The following is a 17,280-nucleotide window of genomic DNA, read 5'->3' on the forward strand; positions in this document are numbered from 1 at the left end:
AGGCGGGATTGGGGGGCGATCCAGTTGCCCAATACGCTCCGGGGGCCGTGAGGGCGCGATGCTCTTGCCCACGCTCCGTCATCGCGAGCGTAGCGAAGCAATCCAGGCTGCCGCTGCGGAGAGACTCTGGATTGCTCCGCTACGCTCGCAATGACGACCGGGAAGGAGCGGTGCTCTATCTGCCCAGCCCTGTCCCTGGATCAATACGAAATCTTCGGCGGGAGCTTCTTCGCCTTGGCGATGATGTCGCCCACCGACTTCTCCGAGGGCAGGATGCGGAGCAGCTTTTTCTTCTCGTTGGCGTCCCGCATGCTCTGGGCGAGCCTTGCCGGATTTCTGTAGGCGAGCTCGCGCACGGTGGTGACGCCGGCCGCGCGGACCAGGCCGACCTTGGCCCGGCCCATGCCGGGGATGCGCATGTAGTCGGAGACGTTGGCCCATTCCAGCAGCAACTGCTCGCTGATGCCGGTCTTGGCGGAGAGAGCCTTGCGGCCCTTCACAGTCGAAGCCGCCTCGAGCAGCGCGTCGGTGGTGCGGATACCCTGCGCCTTCAACTTGTTGGCGGCAAAGGCCGACAGGCCCTCAATCTCGGAGATCGGATATGTCATGATACTCGATGTGAAATGCGCAGGCGTCAGGCGAACTGGCTGAGGCCCGGGGTCCCCGCGATGATCTTGCCCATCTGATCCGCTCCGATTTTGTCTCGGCCGAAGCGAAAAAGTTCACGGGCGATGTTCTGAATCTCGGACATGCCAAGTCCCAGGCTCATCAGGCGCGTGCCCACCGCCATCAGGCCGCCGCCCATCAGCCGCGACAGTCCTCCGCCGCTGCCGGACGCCTCGATTGCCGCTTCTGCACCCGGAATCTGGTCGATCAGGACCTGGACGCTGTCGGAAGGACCCTCGTTGCGGAGGAAGCCCAGGATAATGCCGACCGTCTTTTCGGCGACAGCACTATCTATGCTGGCGTTTGTCGCCAGCCGCCCGATTAGCTCGTCCATATGGCCGCCCCTCAGCCGGTTCACATGCCGGAGTATTGCTTTCGAAAATGATCTTGAGCCGGTGTGATGTGAAATACAAGCGATGAACGCCATCAACGATCCGATTCAGTCTCGAACGCGCGAGAAGTGTTGCAGCGATGCAAGAGCGGAGATGAAATCGGCAAAAAAATGCCGCGATGCGAATGCGTCGTTCCTACTTTCGGCGGATGTCACCCGCATGTTTCCGACGATGTTGCATGCCCGGAGCGCGTTGAATGGTTTCAATCAGCGCGCGATAAGCGTTAAACTACGGAACTGGTGCATTCGAGTTTCGATATGCGAAACAGGGCAGAGAGATCAGGGAATAATGACCGCACAGGACAGCAAGCTCGGTGATACCGACGAGAAGATCTTCGTCGGTAAAGGAAACGAGCAGGCATGGCTGACGCTGGCGTTCGCCAATCGCCACGGCCTCGTCACGGGTGCAACCGGAACCGGCAAGACGGTCTCGCTGCAAGTCATGGCGGAAGGATTTGCGCGCGCCGGTGTTCCGGTCTTCGCGGCCGACATCAAAGGCGATCTTTCCGGCATCTCCGAGGTCGGCGAAGCCAAAGATTTCATCGTCAAGCGCGCCACCGAGATGGGACTGACGTTCGAGCCCGACCAGTTCTCGACGGTGTTCTGGGACGTGTTCGGCGAGCAGGGCCACCCGGTGCGGGCGACCGTCACCGAAATGGGCCCGCTGCTGCTCGCACGTATGCTCGACCTGAACGACGTGCAGGAAGGCGTGCTCAACGTCGCCTTCCGCGTCGCCGACGACAACGGGCTGACGCTGATCGACATGAAGGATCTGCGCGCGCTGCTCGATGCCATCGTGCCCGATGCCGGCAAGAAAGGGGCGGATGCCGAGGAGAGCCCGCTTGCCGAGATCAAGAAGGCGGCGCAGGGTTTTGGCAACGTTACCAAGGCCACGGTCGGCACCATCCAGCGCCAGCTTCTGGTGCTGGAGAACCAGGGCGCCACCAAATTCTTCGGCGAGCCGGCGCTGACGCTGAAAGACTTCATGAAGACCGACCGCGACGGCCGCGGCATGGTCAACATCCTCGTCGCCGACAAGTTGCTGCAGAGCCCACGGCTTTACGCGACATTCCTGCTGTGGATGTTGTCGGAACTGTTCGAGGAGCTGCCCGAGGCTGGTGACTTGCCCAAGCCGAAGCTGGTCTTCTTCTTCGACGAGGCGCATCTGTTGTTCAACGACGCGCCCAAGGCGCTGATGGACAAGATCGAGCAGGTGGTGCGCCTGATCCGCTCCAAAGGCGTCGGCGTCTATTTCGTGACGCAAAACCCGGTCGACGTGCCCGACCGCGTGCTCGGACAATTGGGCAACCGGGTGCAGCACGCATTGCGCGCCTTCACCCCGCGCGACCAGAAGGCGGTCGCCGCAGCGGCCCAGACCTTCCGGCCCAACCCGAAGCTCGACACTGCCAAGGTGATCATGGAGCTCGGCAAGGGCGAGGCGCTGGTCTCGTTTCTCGAAGGCAACGGCACGCCGGCGATGGTCGAACGCGTGATGATCCGGCCGCCATCGGCGCGGATCGGACCGATCACGCCGGAAGAGCGCAAGGTGATCATGGATGCAAGCCCGGTGAAGGGCAAATACGACACTGCTGTCGATGCAGAGTCCGCCTACGAGATGATCCAGAAGCGCATTGCCGGCACGGCTGCGACTGCGGATGCTTCGGCGGGCGGCGGAGGCGGCGGCATCCTCGGCCAGATCGGCTCGATCGTCGGCACCATCTTTGGCACCAACGTCAAGCGCGGCCGCCTGTCGACGGGCCAGGTCATCGCGCGCGACATGACTCGATCGGTCACCAATCAGGTGATCGGGGGGATGGCCGCCAATATCGGCAAGTCGGTCGCCGGCCAGCTTGGCGGCTCGATCGGCCGCACGCTGGTCCGCGGCGCGCTCGGCGGCTTGCTGCGCAGGTAGGCAGAAAGCCTCGTTTGAGGCAATTCCTGCGCAAACCCGCCGCTTGTGCTCGGCGGGTACAAATTCGGGTGATCAGGACTCTCCAAGCGTCCGTCGGTCTGCTAGGTGCTATGGCCCCTGACTGGACCTCACTGTGACCTCACCTGAATCTTTCGTTCGACCCGGCGCATTCCGAACCCTGTCGCTGCGTGCGCCGCTCGACCTGCTCTTCCTGCTCTGCTGCTTCATCCTGGCTGCCGACGTCCTTGGTCCCGAGATCTTCGGGCACGGCAAAACCAAGGACTACGGCCTGTGGTACTGGGCCGGGCAGCAGGTCCTTAAGGGTGCGCCGCTCTATCCCGGCGACATCCATGCGTACTTCGAGTTCATCTACCCACCGCTGCCGGCAATCCTGCTGGCGATCCCGAGCTGGTTCGGCAAGATCGCGCTCTACACCGTGCTGTCGATCCTGAATATTGTGGCTTGGTGGTACACCGGGATGTTCTCCAATGCCATGACCGGTTCGGGCCGCAGGCCCGGCCCCTGGCTGGAGGCGCTGCCCGCTCTCGTCACCGTGACTTTCGTGTTCGACATGTTCGATCTCGGCCAGCCGAACCTCGTCCTGCTAGCGATGATGCTCTACGGCTTCTGGAGCTTGCAGCATCAGCGCTCCTGGCTCGCAGGCTTCATGTTCGCGCTCGCCACCGCCATCAAGGTGTTTCCCATTGCGGTGCTGCCCTATCTGGTCTGGCGGCGAAACTGGGGAGCCGCCGTCGCGACAGTCGCCCTCACCGGCATACTTCTCTATATCGTGCCGGGCCCCATTCGCGGCTTCGAGCGCAACGCCGCCGAGGTCAAGACCTGGTATCAGGGCATGGTCGGGTCGAGTTCGGAAAAAGGATTTGGCCAGCGCGACGAGCAGAACTGGTCGTGGGTGAACCAGTCACTGATTGCTGTCACGCACCGGCTGGTCCGGCCCATCAACTACAATCAGGAGGATACCAACAAGCGGCCGCGCACGATGAATGTCATCGACGTTGATTACAGGACGGCGAACTGGATCGTGCTGGCGCTGTCGGCGTTGCTCGGACTCGGCTTCGTCGCGGTCATGCCAGGGCAAGCGCGGCGTACGGCGCGCTCGGACGCCGAGGAGCTCGGCATTCTATTCTGCCTGATGACGGTGGCATCGCCGCTGGCGCGGCAATACTATTTCATGTGGCTGTTCTTCCCGATGACGGTGCTGATGCATCGTGCCGCCTTCGACGAGCGGGCGAACGTGAGGCTGGGAACCTGGCTCGCCCTTGGCGCCGCCGGCATCCTCATGCTGCTGGCGCTGCCGTGGTTTCCCAATGTCTTCCAGGCCTGGGGCAATAACCTCGTCGCCACCGCGATTCTCGCAGCTAGTCTCGCATGGCACATCCGGCATCCGCCGGTTGCGGCTGGCCCCAACGCCGCGGGAGCGCTAAAAGCCGATAGTTCTTGAGAGACTTCTTGAGTCCCGACGTCTTGGGATTCGAACGCAGGGAATACGACCAATGCCAAATGCGCAGCTTCAATCGGTGCTCGACCACATCGACAAGGAGTTCGACAACAGCCTGGAGCGCCTGTTCTCGCTGTTGCGGATCAAGTCGATCTCCGCCGATCCGGCCTTCGCGGCCGATTGCAAGGCGGCGGCCGAGCATCTTGCCAGGGACATCGCGAGCCTCGGCGTTGCGACTGAAGTGAGGCCGACCGCCGGCCATCCCGCGGTCGTCGGCAAGAGCGTCGCAGGCGGCCGGCCGCATGTTCTGTTCTACGGCCACTATGACGTGCAGCCGGTCGATCCGCTCGAGCTCTGGCACCGTCCGCCATTCGAGCCTGTTGTGACCGACCATGCCGACGGCCGCAAGATCATCGTGGCGCGCGGCGCCGAGGACGACAAGGGCCAGGTCATGACCTTCGTCGAGGCCTGCCGCGCCTGGAAGAAGGTGACGGGGTCGCTGCCGATCGACGTCACGTTCCTGATCGAAGGCGAGGAAGAAGTCGGCTCGAAGAACTTCGTGCCCTTCATCGAAGCCAACAAGGACGAGTTTAAGGCGGACTACGTGCTGGTCTGCGACACCGGCATGTGGGACCGCGACACGCCGGCGATCACGACCTCGCTGCGCGGTCTGCTCTATGAGGAGCTCAAGATCACCGCCGCCAATCGCGACCTGCATTCCGGCGTGTTCGGCGGCAGCGCGATGAACCCGATCCGGGTGTTGACCAAAATTCTCGGCGGGCTGTTCGACGATGACAACCATATCACCATTCCCGGCTTCTATGACGGGGTGAAGGACACCCCGCCGGATATTCTCGCGCAGTGGAAGAAGCTCGACTTCACACCAGACACGTTCCTCAAACCCGTTGGGCTATCGATACCGGCAGGCGAGAAGGGCAGGCTCCTGGTCGAGCAGGCTTCCACGCGTCCGACCTGCGACGTCAACGGCATCTGGGGCGGTTACATCGGTGAGGGCTCGAAGACGGTGATCCCGTCGCACGCGTCGGCCAAGGTCTCGTTCCGATTGGTCGAAGGCCAGGATCCGCAAAAGATCCGCAAGGCTTTCCGCGAGTACGTGACGGCGCGCATTCCGGGAGACTGCAAGGTCGAGTTCGGCGACCATTCTGCCGGGCCCGCGATTGCGCTCGACTGGAACATGAAGCCGCTCGCCGCGGCCAAGACCGCGCTGACCGAGGAATGGGGCAAGGAGACCGTGCTGATGGGATCGGGCGCCTCGATCCCGATCGTCGCCGACTTCAAGCGCGCGCTGGGGCTCGACTCGCTGCTCGTCGGTTTCGGCCTCGACGACGACAACATTCACTCGCCGAACGAGAAGTACGACCTCCGCAGCTTCCAGAAAGGCATCCGTTCCTGGGCGCGCATCCTCGCGGCGCTGGCGGAGGTGAAGTAGGCGCAGCTCTCTATCCTCGTCATTGCGAGCGTAGTGAAGCAATCCAGAAATCTCTCCGCGGAGACAGCCTGGATTGCTTCGTCGCTTCGCTCCTCGCAATGGCGGGGCCAAATAAAAACGCCGCCCGGAATTGGGCGGCGTTTCATTCCAAAAGGCGTAGAGGTTCGTTGAGCGCTACCCTACACCAAATCCCGAAAATCTCAAGACCGGTAGCCCGGAAGCTCGCGGTCCAGCTTGCGAAGCAGCGGCGGCCATACCAGCTTGGTCGCGCGCAGCTCGGCGCGGTCGCGGTTGGCGAGCAGCTCGGTGTTCTTCTCGATCGCAATCTCCTCGACCGGATAGATAGGCGTGCCCAGCGCGCGGGTCCGCACCTGCATCGAGCAGGCCCGCTCGAGATGGTACATGCGCTCGAAGGCCGAGGCCACCGAGCGCCCGACCGTCAGCGTGCCGTGGTTGCGCAGCAGCATGTGGTTGTGGTCGCCGAGGTCCTTCTGCAACCGCGGCCGCTCGTCATGGTCGAGGGCGATGCCTTCGTAGTCGTGATAAGCGAGGTCGTGGGTGACGAGCTGGGCGGTCTGGTTCAGCGGCAGCAGGCCTTCGGCGCTGCTCGAGACCGCGGTGCCGTCGAGGGTGTGGAGATGCAGCACGCAGATGGCGTCTTCGCGCACCTCGTGGATCGCCGAGTGGATGGTGAAGCCGGCGGGGTTGATGCTGTACTCGCTCTCGGAGAGCTGGTTGCCGTGCAGATCGACCTTGACGAGGCTCGACGCCGTGATCTCGTCGAACATCAGCCCGTAGGGGTTGATGAGGAAATGATGGTCGGGGCCGGGCACGCGCGCGGAGATGTGGGTGTCGACCAAATCGTCCCAGCCGTAGAGCGAGACGAGGCGATAGCAGGCGGCGAGATTGACCCGTTGCTGCCACTCGGCCTCCGTCATGTTCGACGGCACTTCCTTCAGGCGCGCTTCCGCTGGCGACATGGCTGATCTCTCCGAACATCGTTGTTGCGGGAGGGAGCGTAGTCTTGCCGCGAGCTGCCAGCAAGGCACACAAAGCGCGGCAGTCCAGCGTAGCCCGCATGAGCGAAGCGACATGCGGGGCTGCCTGATAGGCCCCGGATGTCGCTGGCGCTCATCCGGGCTACGGTCCGGAGGAATTTATTACGGCGCCGGGATCGAGAGCAGGCTGGAAATGCTGCTGCCGCGGATGTCGTAGACGCGGGCGAACACCACGTCGTCGCGCTTGATCTCGACCAGCACGGGCGCGGTGAGGCCCTTGCAGTAGAACTCACCGAGCGTCATGGCGAAATCGGCGGCATTGGAATCCCAGCCGATGGTGAAATCGGGGCCGAGCGCGACCTGGGCGGGGCGCTGGGGACCGCACACGGCGACTTTCCATTTGCGGTTACGCGGCGGCACTTCCTGGCGTTCGATCAGCTGCTCGCGCAATTCGTCGGAGGCCTGCTTCAGGGCGAGGCCCCAATAATCCAGCATGAAGCGGTCGTCGGCGCCGCGCACGGTGCCGGCGATGTGGTTGAAGTGGGTGTATTGATAGGGATGCAGCCGGATCATCTCGGCGAGCGAGAGCGCAAGGCCAAAGCAGAAGGTGGCGAGCACGACCGGCTGCCAGGTGCGGTGATTGGCGCGCAGGCGCTCCATGGCCCAGCCAAAGGCGACGCCGCCGAGCACCGCCATCGGCGGGATCACGAAGACGAAATGGCGAATGCCGTTGTACAGCGCCGGCCGCTTCACCATCGCGATCGCCAGCGGCAGCGTCGCGGCGAGCGTGAGCATCAGCAGGATGGTCTTGCGGCGGGCTGGAACCTCGCGGCGCGGCAGCATAGCGAAGGTGCCGATCACGGCGCCCAACATCAGCACCAGCATCACCTCGGGCAACTGAAGTGCGAACAGCGTCGGCAAATAGGACCAGGGCATGTCGGGCACGGATACGATCGCGCCGTCGAACATCTCCTTCCAGGGCTTCTCGAAGAAGTGCGAGAAGTAGGTCAGCGCCTCGAAGGGATTGCCGGGCTCCATGATTGACCACGGCCAGATCAGCCCCATCACGAGGTAGCCGAGCACGAGGCCGGGCAGCAGCACGTAGACGACATGAGCGAAGCGTCGGACCGATTCACGCAGGCCCTCGGTGCGCAGTTCCTCCAGGAACAGCGGCATGAAGCCGATCACGGCATAGACCAGCGCAAGGCCGCCGAGGATGCGGGTGCCGAGCGAGAGGCCGGCACCAAGGCCGACGATCAGGATCGTGCGCGGCGACGGCTGCGGATATTCCTCGGCAAGGCGAACGAGGCCCAGCATCAGGATGATCATGGCCACCGCGAAGGGCGCATCCTTCGGGTTCATGAACATGTGGCCGTAGAAGATCGGGCAGAGCGCGAGCAGCAAGAGTGAGGCAAGTCCCGCAAGGGGACCGCCGACACGGCGGCCGAGCCGCCACGTCACCGCAAGTCCGATCACGCCGACGACGGCGCCCACCAGACGACGCGTCTCGAACAGCTCTAGCGGAATCACCTTGTGCAGGAGGGCCGCGACCATGTCGAAGCCGCCGCCATACATGTAGAGGTTGGCGAAGGAGAGTGCCGCGGTGTCCTTGAAACCGGAACCGAACATGCGCAGCAGCAGGTCGGCATATTCGGCGTGGGTGTAGTCGTCCCAGCCGAGCCCGTAGTCGCGGAAGGTCAAGCCTGCAATGACGGCGACCGCAGCCAGCACCAGCATGGCGAGATCGTCGCAAGTCCGTTCAACCGAGCGCCGCAGAGGCGTGTCGATCGCCGAAGTCGTGATGGATGTCATGGCTATTGGTGACCCGGAATCCCCTCTTGGCCCTGCTGGTGCGCGCGGGCCTGCTCCCCGGAATCCCTATAGCGCAGTTCCATTACCAAGTAATTGGGCATTATGGCTAAATTCCTGATGCAACGCAGCAAATCCGACCAACGCGAGAGCAGCTTAAAAGTAGTGAGCCGTAGCTGAAGGGAATGTGAATAAGTCTCTGATTTCCTTTCCTTTAGGAACGCAGGCTATAATTCGACGTTGGCGTGGAACACCGGATGACGGTATCGTGGCGTGACGAGGGTCGCGTATGGCTGCGCGGCCGGGGGTGAGTTCGATGGCGTTGGCATTGTTGATCGCGGGGATTTTCGCCGTTTTGGCGGGCCTCCTTGCGATCCTGTTCGGCTTCACCGTCAGGGAATTCAGTCTCGGCAGTACCCTCATAATCTCCGGCACCATCGGCGTCTGCTCCGGAATGTTACTGGCCGGCCTCTACGTCGTGGTCGCGGAATTGAAGGGCATGGCCCGCCGGTTGGCTGGATCCATCGCACCGTCCGACGTTCGGGTCAGGCCCGTGCTGCCGGGTCTCGGGATGGCTGGAACGCCTGGCCCCGTGCCTGCTGAGCCGGCGGGCGCAGAGAAGATCGAGCCGGCGCCGCCATTGCCGCCCGCAGGACCGCCGCCGTGGCAGAACGAGGCAGCCGCGCGCGAGCGTCCGCGCGTCGAGCCTCCGCCAGCGCCGGAGGCTCCGAGCCCGCCTGAAGTTCCGGAACCGCCGCGCCGGCGCAACCTGATGTTCGCCTCGACCTCCCGCAAGGAGCGCGAGCGCGCGGAGGCGAAGACCGGCGAGGGCTTGCCGCCGCTGCCGCATGCCGAGCCGCCAGCAGAGCCTGCCGCGCCGGAGAGTCCGCCTGCGAGCTTTGACGACGCCTGGCCGAAGCCGGACCGTGTGAGGCCTCCGGAGCCGCCGCCCGCCGCGCGGCGCCCGCCGCCGCGCTCGCCGTCGACCTTCGCTGAGACTGCTCCGCCGCCCGCACCCGAGCCGGCGGCCGCGGCCGAACAGGCGCCCGTGACCGTGCTCAAGTCCGGCATCGTCGACGGCATGGCTTATTCGCTCTATTCCGACGGCTCGATCGAAGCCCAGATGCCGGAGGGGATGATGCGCTTTGCCTCAATCGACGAACTGCGCTCCCACCTTGACCAGCGTGGCGCTTGAGAGCTGGTGCAGGCAAATCTGGCGCAGCCAAGTAAAGCGCTGGCGTTCTTGTTGCTTCGTCAGTAAATCAGCCCATAATCGTTAGTCGTTCCATTTCAGCCGTACGTATTGTTGACACGGAATACTCTGACGTCGTCTCTCCCGTGAGACGCAAGGTGGAGAAAGGCGGGGCCGATGTCGGATGCCGGGGCCAAGAATTTCGTTGAGCTGACGGCGGGCATCGTGTCTGCCTATCTCAGCAACAATCCGACACCTGCGGCTGAGATTCCGAACCTGATCAGCCAGGTGCATGGCGCGCTGGTGCGCGTTTCGTCAGGCCGCACCGAGACGGCGCCGCTCGAGCCGGCGAAGCCGGCGGTCTCGCTGAAGAAGTCGATCGCGCCCGATTATCTGGTCTGTCTGGAAGACGGCAAGCGCTTCAAGTCGCTGAAGCGCCATCTGCGTACCCAGTACAACATGACCCCGGAGCAATATCGCGAGAAATGGGGCCTGCCGGCCGATTATCCCATGGTCGCGCCAAACTATGCGGTGGCCCGCTCACAGCTTGCGAAGCAGATGGGACTGGGACAGCAGCAGCGGAAGCGGAAGTAGAATTTCTACGACGCTTCCGCGAGCGCCTCTTTCGCGTCCGTCTTGATGCGCTCGACCATCGAGCGCAGGCCGTTGGAACGCTGCGGCGTCAGATGATCGCGAAAGCCGAACTCGTCGAATACGGCAATGGCGTCGGTCGCAAGAATCTCCTGCGGCGTGCGGCCGGAGTAAAGCGACAGCACGATCGCGACCAGCCCGCGCACGATGTGGGCGTCACTGTCGCCGCGATATCTCAGGACCGGCGGGCCGCCATCGCGATGATCGATCAGCTTCTGAAGCCAGACCTGGCTGACACAGCCATTCACCTTGTTCTCGGCCGAATGCTCGGCCTCGGACATCGGTTCCAGGGTGCGGCCGAGCTCGATGACATACCGATAGCGGTCGTCCCACTCATCCAGAATCTCGAAATTATCCCTGATTTCGTCGATCGTCGTCATGCTTGGCCCAAAGTTCCCGTTCAGGCCAATATAGGGACGCAAAGCGCCGAAATCGATAGGGTTTGGGCGCTAATTCGCCGTCGCGGGCGCCGGGCCGCGCCATTCCAGCGCGAGGTCGTCCTGGGACAGGGTGTCGCGCGGCGCCTCGCTGGTTGCGGTATCGCCTTCGCCGGCCAGCGCGATCGAGCCGGTGTGGTCGGGCGCCTTCTTGTCGGTCTTCTCGAGCTGCTCTTTCTTGTCGTTGATGATCTGGTAGATCTTCTTCGCGCCGTCCTGCGCGCGCTGGCCGATGATGGTCGCGGCCTGTCCGCCGACCTCGCAGGCTGCCGGCTGGCGCTTGCAGAACTGGGTCATGTCGGAGACGGCCGCGGTCGCAGCCTGCACCGCGTCGGCAGCGCCGATCTGCGGCAGCTTGTCCGATTCGGGCGTCTTGTCCCGCGGCAGGAGCACCAGCACCAGCCCGAGCCAGAATGTGATGCGAAGCAGAAAGCGCATCTTGCGACCTGTATGTTAGAGCCCGCCGCGGCGATCTCCGCGGATGTCGGACCTAGCAACTCTCGATAAATCGCAAGTGATTGCCTTCCGCTTAATTCGCAGAAAATTGACTCAAGAATCTTTGCAATCGACCGTGTCGTAAATTTTCGATTGACGACCACGCCCGTTATTCTGCCGCCACGCCCGTCCATCATTTCGAAACCATGCGGATCACGGTGAAACCCTGTGTTCACCATCCCCGCCGATGACGTCGTCAAATCGTCTAAAAAGCCCTGCGATGACGCGGTGTCCGGCGGCGCGCCGCGCTGCCTTAGTGTTCGTTTAAGGTCGCTCTGACACGGTGGCTCAACGATAAGGAGGCGTTCCGGCGCGTCTTCCCGACGAATGAGCCGAAGCGCGAGACCCGTGACAGTTTTGAGTATCATCCGCGATTGTCTCGATGCGCTGCTGCATCCCTCCGCGCGTTACGACGCGCTGACGCGAGCGCGCCATCGTGCCTTCATGGCCCCGCGGCTGCTCGGCAGCCTGGCCGCCTTCGCCGCATTCCCGGTCTATCTCGCCATGCGCGGCGCGCCGAGCGCGATCGAGGTCGCTGCCTTCGCCTGGCTGATCGCGCCGATCCTGTTGTCCTGGTTCCTGTCGCGCACCGGCCGTTATGAAGGCGCGCATGTGCTGTCGTCGCTCGCGCTCACGGGCCTGATCATGGCGGTTGCGGTGACGACCGGCGGCATCGAATCCTTCGCCGCGATCTGGCTGGTCGTGGTTCCCCTCGAAGCCGCGTTGTCGGCCTCCCGACGAGTCGCGGCCTTTGCCTCGCTGCTGGCGCTGTCCTGCGCCGGCATCCTGATCCTCGTCAGCCAGCTCGGCTGGCTGCCGATTGGCGACACCAGCGCCGCGGAACGCGGCGTGCTGATGGCGTTCGGCGTCGCCTCGGCGACGCTCTATGCCGCGGGCCTCGCCTTCGGTGCGGAATCGCTCGCGCGCACCAGCGTTGCGCTGCTGTCGCGCGAGGAAGAGCGTTACCGCCTCCTGGCGCGGAACATGAGCGACGTCATCTCGCGGCATCAGCGCAACGGCGCGGTGCAGTTCATTTCACCGGCGGTGGAAGCCATGCTCGGCGTGCCCGTCGCGCAACTGCTCGGCCACGGCCTGTTCGATCGCGTCCATGTCGCCGATCGCCCGGCGTATCTGACGGCGCTGTCCGATGCCGCGCGCGGCGACGTGCGCAGCGTCGAGTTCCGGTTGCGCCGGGAGCGTGCCGGCTCGGAGCGCGGCCAGGTTGATTTCATCTGGGTCGAGATGCGCTGCCGCCCGCTCGATCAGGATCTGGGCCGTGATGCCACGCGCGAGGCCGATGTCGTCGCCGTGATGCGCGATGTCAGCGACCGCAAGCTCTCCGAGCAGGCGTTCGATCAGGCGCGCAGCGCTGCAGAGGCGGCCGACGCCGCCAAGACGCGCTTCCTCGCCACCATGAGCCATGAGCTGCGCACGCCGCTCAACGCCATCATAGGCTTCTCCGAGATGATCACGCAGGAGCAGACCTTGATGTTGGGCGCGGCCCAGCGGAGGGAATACGCCCAGCTCATCAACGATTCCGGCCAACATCTGCTCTCGGTCGTCAACGGCATCCTGGACATGTCCAAGATGGAATCAGGTAATTTCGAGATGGCGTCGGAACCGTTCGCGCCGCGTGCATCATTGATGCATTGCTGCAATCTGCTGGCGCTGAAGGCGCGGGAGAACGGCGTCGATCTCGTCACCGATGCGCCGCAGGACCTGCCTGTCATGACCGGCGATCCGCGTGCCTTCAAGCAGATCGTGCTCAACCTCGTCGCCAACGCGGTCAAGTTCACCGAGCGCGGCGGTCAGGTCACCGTCACGGCAGCGGTCTCGGGCTCGCAGCTTGCGCTACGCGTCAGCGACACCGGAATCGGTATCGCACCTGACGATCTCAAGCGCATCGGCGCGCCGTTCTTCCAGGCCGGCAAGACTTATCAGCGCCGTCACGAAGGCACCGGCCTCGGACTTTCGATCGTGAAGAGCCTGGTGGCGTTGCATCTCGGCGAATTGACGGTACAAAGCAGGCTCGGCGAGGGTACTGCCGTCACCGTCAAGCTGCCGCTCGTCTACACGCCGCAAGCCAAAACTTTTGATGCCAAAACTTCTGAGGCCAGGATGTCCGACAGCAAGGCGAGCGAGAGCAAGATCGCGACCTTGACGCCGATGCTGCGCCAGGAACTTCAGGACCAGCAACTGCAGGACCATTCTCACGACCAAGTTCAGGACCAACCCGCTCTGGTGAAGAAAAGTGCCTAAGAAGTCCGCCAAGAACGAAGCCGCTCCGCGCCGCCGCGGCGCCAAGGCTGCGGTGATCGATGTCGAGACCGAGCGCAATCTCGTGCTGCGCGTGCTGCTGCATAGCCCCAAGGATACCCTGGCCGGTCTCGTCGCCGTTGCCGCCATCGGCGCGATCGTTGCCAATGCACTGTTCCTCCAGACCGGCCGGCATCCGGCGCCGATGTTCGGCACCGTGATCAATCTTCCCGCACCGTCGTCCCTGGCGCTGTCGAACCCTTTGCCCCGTTCGCGTCCCGTCGGGGCCGATACCTCGCCGCTCGAGCCGAGAGCGACGGAGTTTCGTGCTGAGTCCAGATCTGCCGAGCCCAGACCTGCGGACAAGCCGCCGGAGAGGCCCGTCGAGGCGACCGCATCGACGCCGCGCTCGGGCGATCCCATGACCAATCTGGTCAAGCAAACGATTTCGGCGCCGCCCGCCGTCGCGCGTCCGCCGGCGCCGATCCCCGTGCATCAGGGCTCGGCCGCGCGGCGCATCGCCGGCGTGCAGCGCGCGCTGTCCGAATACGGCTACGGGAATTTGAAGATCACAGGCGCGATGGGCGCCGAGACCCAGTCCGCGATCCAGAAATTCGAGCGCGAGCACAAGATGCAGGTCACCGGCCAGCTGTCCGACCGCCTGCTCCGCGAGCTCGGCGCCGCGATCGGCCACCCGGTCGAATAGTCGTTACGCTTCGCCGAGACCGAAGCCCGAAGGCTGGTGCTCATTGCCGCGCTGGCTTATCGTGCGCGCATGCGTTTGAAATCAAACATCTGGGTCTCAGCCTATCTGCGCCGGTGCCAGACCGAGGGCGTGTACGGCGCGGTGCGTCGTCGCGGCGCGGAGGAGGCGGGTGCGGTGTTCGTGAAGGTCTCGCTGCTCGACGGCAATGCGATGCTTTATGTGCCGGCGCCGCAGACCTCTTACGATGACGGCCGGCCGGTCGATCGCTTCTTCGTGCCGTTTGCGCCGCAGCCGATGCCGGAGCCCGCGGTGGAGGAGCGCCTGACGAAAGAGATCCGCTTCGACTCCGACATCTGGATCGTCGAGACCGAAGACCGCGCCGGGCGGCATTTTCTCGAGCTGGCGAAGACCTGATCAGGATGCTATTGCGTCGTCATGGCCGGGCTTGTCCCGGCCATCCACGATCTTGCTTGCGCCACCGAAGAACGTGGATGCCCGGGACAAGCCCGGGCATGACGAGCTTGTGGAGCAAGCGACCGCATCAGGTCGCACTCGCCTCTAGCGATCCGATGATCCGCTGGTGCCGGTCCGCACCGCGGGCGCGGAGCCGGGCTGCACGCCCGGCCGCGTCTGGCTTGCGCCTGCACGCGCGCGCTGGCGCTCGCTGTCATGCAGCGACGGCTGGTACTTTGCACGGGTGACGGCAAGCGTCGAGCCGCGCCAGGCGGCCAGCATCACCAGCGCCGCGCGGTCGCTGAGACGATCGTAAAGTCGCGACAGCCGGTACACGTCGGTCACGGAGTTGCCGATCTCCGGCTTGAAGAACAGCAGGATGCGCTGGAACACCGGGCTTGGCATGTCGAGCGCGCGCGCGGCGACCGCGAGCGCTTCGCCGCTTGCATCGTCGACGATCTGGGCTGCGACGCGCGAGGGCAGGATCAGGCTGTCGCCGAGCTCGAAGGTGAAATTCTCGACATCGCCCGCGATCGCCGCCATCTCGAGGATCTGGATCGCGCGCTTGGCGCGCACGGTCGGAATCCGCGGCGCGGCCTTCAGCGGGGTCTCCGCCAGATTGTGCAGGATCAGCGCGCGCTCGGAGGCGCCGGCGCGGAAGAACATGTCGTGGATATCGGCCGCGTCCTTTGGCTGCATCGCCATGTTCGAGGCCATGCGCAGCTCGGCGTCGGTTGGGGCGCGAACCGGCACGGGGGCCGGAGGGGGGATAGGAGCGGGCGCCGGGATATCGCGCGCGAGCGGAACCCTGCGGCCCTCCTGCGCGGCCGACAGTCCGAGCTTCTGCATGATCGGGGCGGGCGTCGACGGATAGATCGCAAGCCGCGCCTTGACGGCCGCGCGCGTCGCGTCGTCGACCTGGTCGATCAGTCGTGTGGCGAGCTCGACGAACTGGCGCTGCTCGTCGTCGCTGTGGGTGCTCGACTGGACATAGAGGTCGGTCAGCACGCGCAGCAGCGTCGGACGAACATCGACGCCTTCGCGACGGGAGAGGGTCATCAGCCCGTCGAATCCTGGAAACAACGACTTGGTCATGGAGAGATACGCGACCTGGAAGAGATACTGGCCGTCAGCCTAGCGCGAGCTCCTTTAAAGGCTCGTTAAGGAAAACGAGGCGTGAAGCCGAACGCTTGCTTTGAAGCGTTCTCGTGCCGCAACGGGACGGCGGGTCCCCGCCCGTGCGGTTACGGTCCCCCCGGCCCGTTTACACCCCGTTAACCATGAGCTGATCTTAATGATCCCCATGTTGCAGAGGCGCGCCGGGTCGCGCGGCAATTGAAGAGAGCTGATATGGGGACCATCATCGAATTTCCGGCCGGTCGCCGGGTGAGCGCGTCGGGAGACGTGGCTCCGCGCGCGGACATGGGCACGATTTTGATCCTTCCCGTGATCCGCATCGAGCGCGAGAGCGACGAAACCAGCGGCGATCACGGGCCGGAGCAGGGCACAGCGCCGGGGCGCCGTCGTCGTCGCCGCTAGCCTTCGGCCTTTGCAATGCCGGAGAACCTCCGCCAGATCCGGTCCGTCATAACGGCCATCATGCTCGCGCTGCTGGGCGCGACGCTTGCCGCCTGTAGCGGCGGCGATTTCGGCCGGACCCGCGCCGACATGCGCAGCGACGACATGCATCGCTGGCTGGGCGCGGAAGTCACCTCCAGCGTCGGCCTGAAGCCATCCCAATTCCAGCTCACCGACCAGGAGCGCCAGCTTCGCGACCTCGCCTATCCGCTGATCGAGCCGCCGCTGTCGCGGCCCGCATGGAAGAGCGTGTTCGGCGACTACAAGCCGCTGCCCTCGCCCTGGCGGCAAAAGATCGTGTTCGACCGCACCATGTACGGGCGCACGCTGATCGACGAGCCGCACCGTTCGCACTCCTCGCGCTATGCGCAGCTGATCGAGGACGTGCGCAACGACATCACCCGCTTCGAGCCGTTCTTCGCCTCCGCGGTTCGCGTCATCGACCTCGACAAGAAGCGCCATGCCAGCATGGCGCGTGTCTCCTCCCTCTCGCCGCAGGAGAAGGAGGACGCGGTCGAGCGCATGCAGGAGAATTCGCTGATCATCCAGTGGGTGCAGCAGTGCCTCGAGCAGCGCGTCTCGTCCTATCGCTGGGGTTTGGAGCGGCTGGTGATCCAGGCGCCCGACGGCATGGCCGCCGATGCCGACCGCCTGATCGGCGAACTCGCCGCCCAGACCGCCAACCCGCCGGTTGCGGCCCAGCCGCCCTACGGCCGTGCGGTCGTCTCGAAGGGCTAACCCAATTAGTCACACAAGGGCGATATGGTCGGCTGCACTGGAGCCGTGGCCTCGCTCGCCGACGCGCGTCCCCAGATCATCATGGCGAC

Annotated in this window: 17 protein-coding genes; 10 read left to right on the forward strand and 7 right to left on the reverse strand. The window is 64.3% G+C overall.

The window, feature by feature from the left end; all coding sequences use genetic code 11:
- Positions 1–200: 200 nt before the first annotated feature.
- Together AC0L3C_RS29260 and AC0L3C_RS29265 are read right to left on the reverse strand one after the other, a co-directional pair.
- A complete protein-coding gene (locus AC0L3C_RS29260; protein ID WP_007608193.1) occupies positions 201–608 on the reverse strand; it encodes a DUF4332 domain-containing protein in 408 nt (135 codons plus the stop codon).
- A gap of 26 nt (positions 609–634) precedes the next feature.
- Positions 635–1,000, reverse strand: a complete 366-nt coding sequence (locus AC0L3C_RS29265) for a DUF2267 domain-containing protein (RefSeq protein ID WP_473263232.1) — start codon at positions 998–1,000, stop codon at positions 635–637.
- A 346-nt stretch (positions 1,001–1,346) separates the two neighbouring features.
- On the opposite strand from AC0L3C_RS29265, the gene AC0L3C_RS29270 reads away from it, so the two are divergent.
- The 3 genes from AC0L3C_RS29270 to AC0L3C_RS29280 all read left to right on the forward strand — a co-directional run bounded on the left by AC0L3C_RS29270 (position 1,347) and on the right by AC0L3C_RS29280 (position 5,878).
- A complete protein-coding gene (locus AC0L3C_RS29270; RefSeq protein WP_473277723.1) occupies positions 1,347–2,969 on the forward strand; it encodes a helicase HerA-like domain-containing protein in 1,623 nt (540 codons plus the stop codon).
- A gap of 133 nt (positions 2,970–3,102) precedes the next feature.
- On the forward strand, positions 3,103–4,431 hold the full coding sequence (locus AC0L3C_RS29275) for a glycosyltransferase family 87 protein (RefSeq protein ID WP_473409674.1): 1,329 nt from the start codon (positions 3,103–3,105) through the stop codon (positions 4,429–4,431).
- Positions 4,432–4,483: 52 nt separating this feature from the next.
- The gene (locus AC0L3C_RS29280) at positions 4,484–5,878 is read left to right on the forward strand and encodes a M20/M25/M40 family metallo-hydrolase (protein ID WP_473409675.1); all 1,395 of its coding nucleotides are present in this window, start codon (positions 4,484–4,486) and stop codon (positions 5,876–5,878) included.
- A 200-nt stretch (positions 5,879–6,078) separates the two neighbouring features.
- On the opposite strand, the gene AC0L3C_RS29285 is transcribed toward AC0L3C_RS29280, so the two are convergent.
- Entirely contained in the window at positions 6,079–6,858 is a 780-nt protein-coding gene (locus tag AC0L3C_RS29285) for a class II aldolase/adducin family protein (RefSeq protein WP_473409676.1), read from the reverse strand.
- A gap of 180 nt (positions 6,859–7,038) precedes the next feature.
- Positions 7,039–8,688 (reverse strand): ArnT family glycosyltransferase, encoded by a 1,650-nt coding sequence (locus AC0L3C_RS29290; protein WP_473409677.1) that lies wholly within the window; start codon positions 8,686–8,688, stop codon positions 7,039–7,041.
- Between the two features lie 313 nt (positions 8,689–9,001).
- Between AC0L3C_RS29290 and AC0L3C_RS29295 the strand changes: the two genes are divergently transcribed.
- Both AC0L3C_RS29295 and AC0L3C_RS29300 read left to right on the forward strand, forming a co-directional pair.
- Positions 9,002–9,880 (forward strand): DUF308 domain-containing protein, encoded by an 879-nt coding sequence (locus tag AC0L3C_RS29295; RefSeq protein ID WP_473409678.1) that lies wholly within the window; start codon positions 9,002–9,004, stop codon positions 9,878–9,880.
- Between the two features lie 174 nt (positions 9,881–10,054).
- Positions 10,055–10,471 (forward strand): Ros/MucR family transcriptional regulator, encoded by a 417-nt coding sequence (locus AC0L3C_RS29300; protein ID WP_018456864.1) that lies wholly within the window; start codon positions 10,055–10,057, stop codon positions 10,469–10,471.
- A 5-nt stretch (positions 10,472–10,476) separates the two neighbouring features.
- On the opposite strand, the gene AC0L3C_RS29305 is transcribed toward AC0L3C_RS29300, so the two are convergent.
- Both AC0L3C_RS29305 and AC0L3C_RS29310 read right to left on the reverse strand, forming a co-directional pair.
- Entirely contained in the window at positions 10,477–10,908 is a 432-nt protein-coding gene (locus tag AC0L3C_RS29305) for a SufE family protein (RefSeq protein ID WP_473263120.1), read from the reverse strand.
- A gap of 69 nt (positions 10,909–10,977) precedes the next feature.
- The gene (locus AC0L3C_RS29310) at positions 10,978–11,403 is read right to left on the reverse strand and encodes a DUF5330 domain-containing protein (protein ID WP_007608202.1); all 426 of its coding nucleotides are present in this window, start codon (positions 11,401–11,403) and stop codon (positions 10,978–10,980) included.
- Positions 11,404–11,787: 384 nt separating this feature from the next.
- Between AC0L3C_RS29310 and AC0L3C_RS29315 the strand changes: the two genes are divergently transcribed.
- The 3 genes from AC0L3C_RS29315 to AC0L3C_RS29325 all read left to right on the forward strand — a co-directional run bounded on the left by AC0L3C_RS29315 (position 11,788) and on the right by AC0L3C_RS29325 (position 14,836).
- A complete protein-coding gene (locus tag AC0L3C_RS29315) occupies positions 11,788–13,719 on the forward strand; it encodes a PAS domain-containing sensor histidine kinase (protein WP_473277729.1) in 1,932 nt (643 codons plus the stop codon).
- Positions 13,712–14,422 (forward strand): peptidoglycan-binding domain-containing protein, encoded by a 711-nt coding sequence (locus AC0L3C_RS29320; RefSeq protein ID WP_473263124.1) that lies wholly within the window; start codon positions 13,712–13,714, stop codon positions 14,420–14,422. The genes AC0L3C_RS29315 and AC0L3C_RS29320 overlap by 8 nt, the downstream gene beginning before the upstream one ends.
- 69 nt (positions 14,423–14,491) lie before the next feature.
- Positions 14,492–14,836 carry a DUF1491 family protein gene (locus AC0L3C_RS29325; protein WP_473263233.1) on the forward strand — a complete coding sequence of 115 codons (345 nt, stop codon included), beginning with the start codon at positions 14,492–14,494 and terminating at the stop codon, positions 14,834–14,836.
- A gap of 144 nt (positions 14,837–14,980) precedes the next feature.
- Here the strand turns inward: AC0L3C_RS29325 and AC0L3C_RS29330 are convergent, their stop codons facing one another.
- Complete coding sequence (locus AC0L3C_RS29330; RefSeq protein ID WP_473263125.1) at positions 14,981–15,970, reverse strand: DUF2336 domain-containing protein; 990 nt, start codon at positions 15,968–15,970, stop codon at positions 14,981–14,983.
- A gap of 255 nt (positions 15,971–16,225) precedes the next feature.
- Here AC0L3C_RS29330 and AC0L3C_RS29335 point away from each other — a divergent pair, with 255 nt between their 5' ends.
- Positions 16,226–16,414 (forward strand): hypothetical protein, encoded by a 189-nt coding sequence (locus AC0L3C_RS29335; protein WP_027516916.1) that lies wholly within the window; start codon positions 16,226–16,228, stop codon positions 16,412–16,414.
- A 15-nt stretch (positions 16,415–16,429) separates the two neighbouring features.
- On the forward strand, positions 16,430–17,191 hold the full coding sequence (locus AC0L3C_RS29340; RefSeq protein WP_473409679.1) for a hypothetical protein: 762 nt from the start codon (positions 16,430–16,432) through the stop codon (positions 17,189–17,191).
- Positions 17,192–17,280: the final 89 nt, after the last annotated feature.

The sequence above is a fragment of the Bradyrhizobium sp. WSM4872 genome (assembly GCF_055811715.1).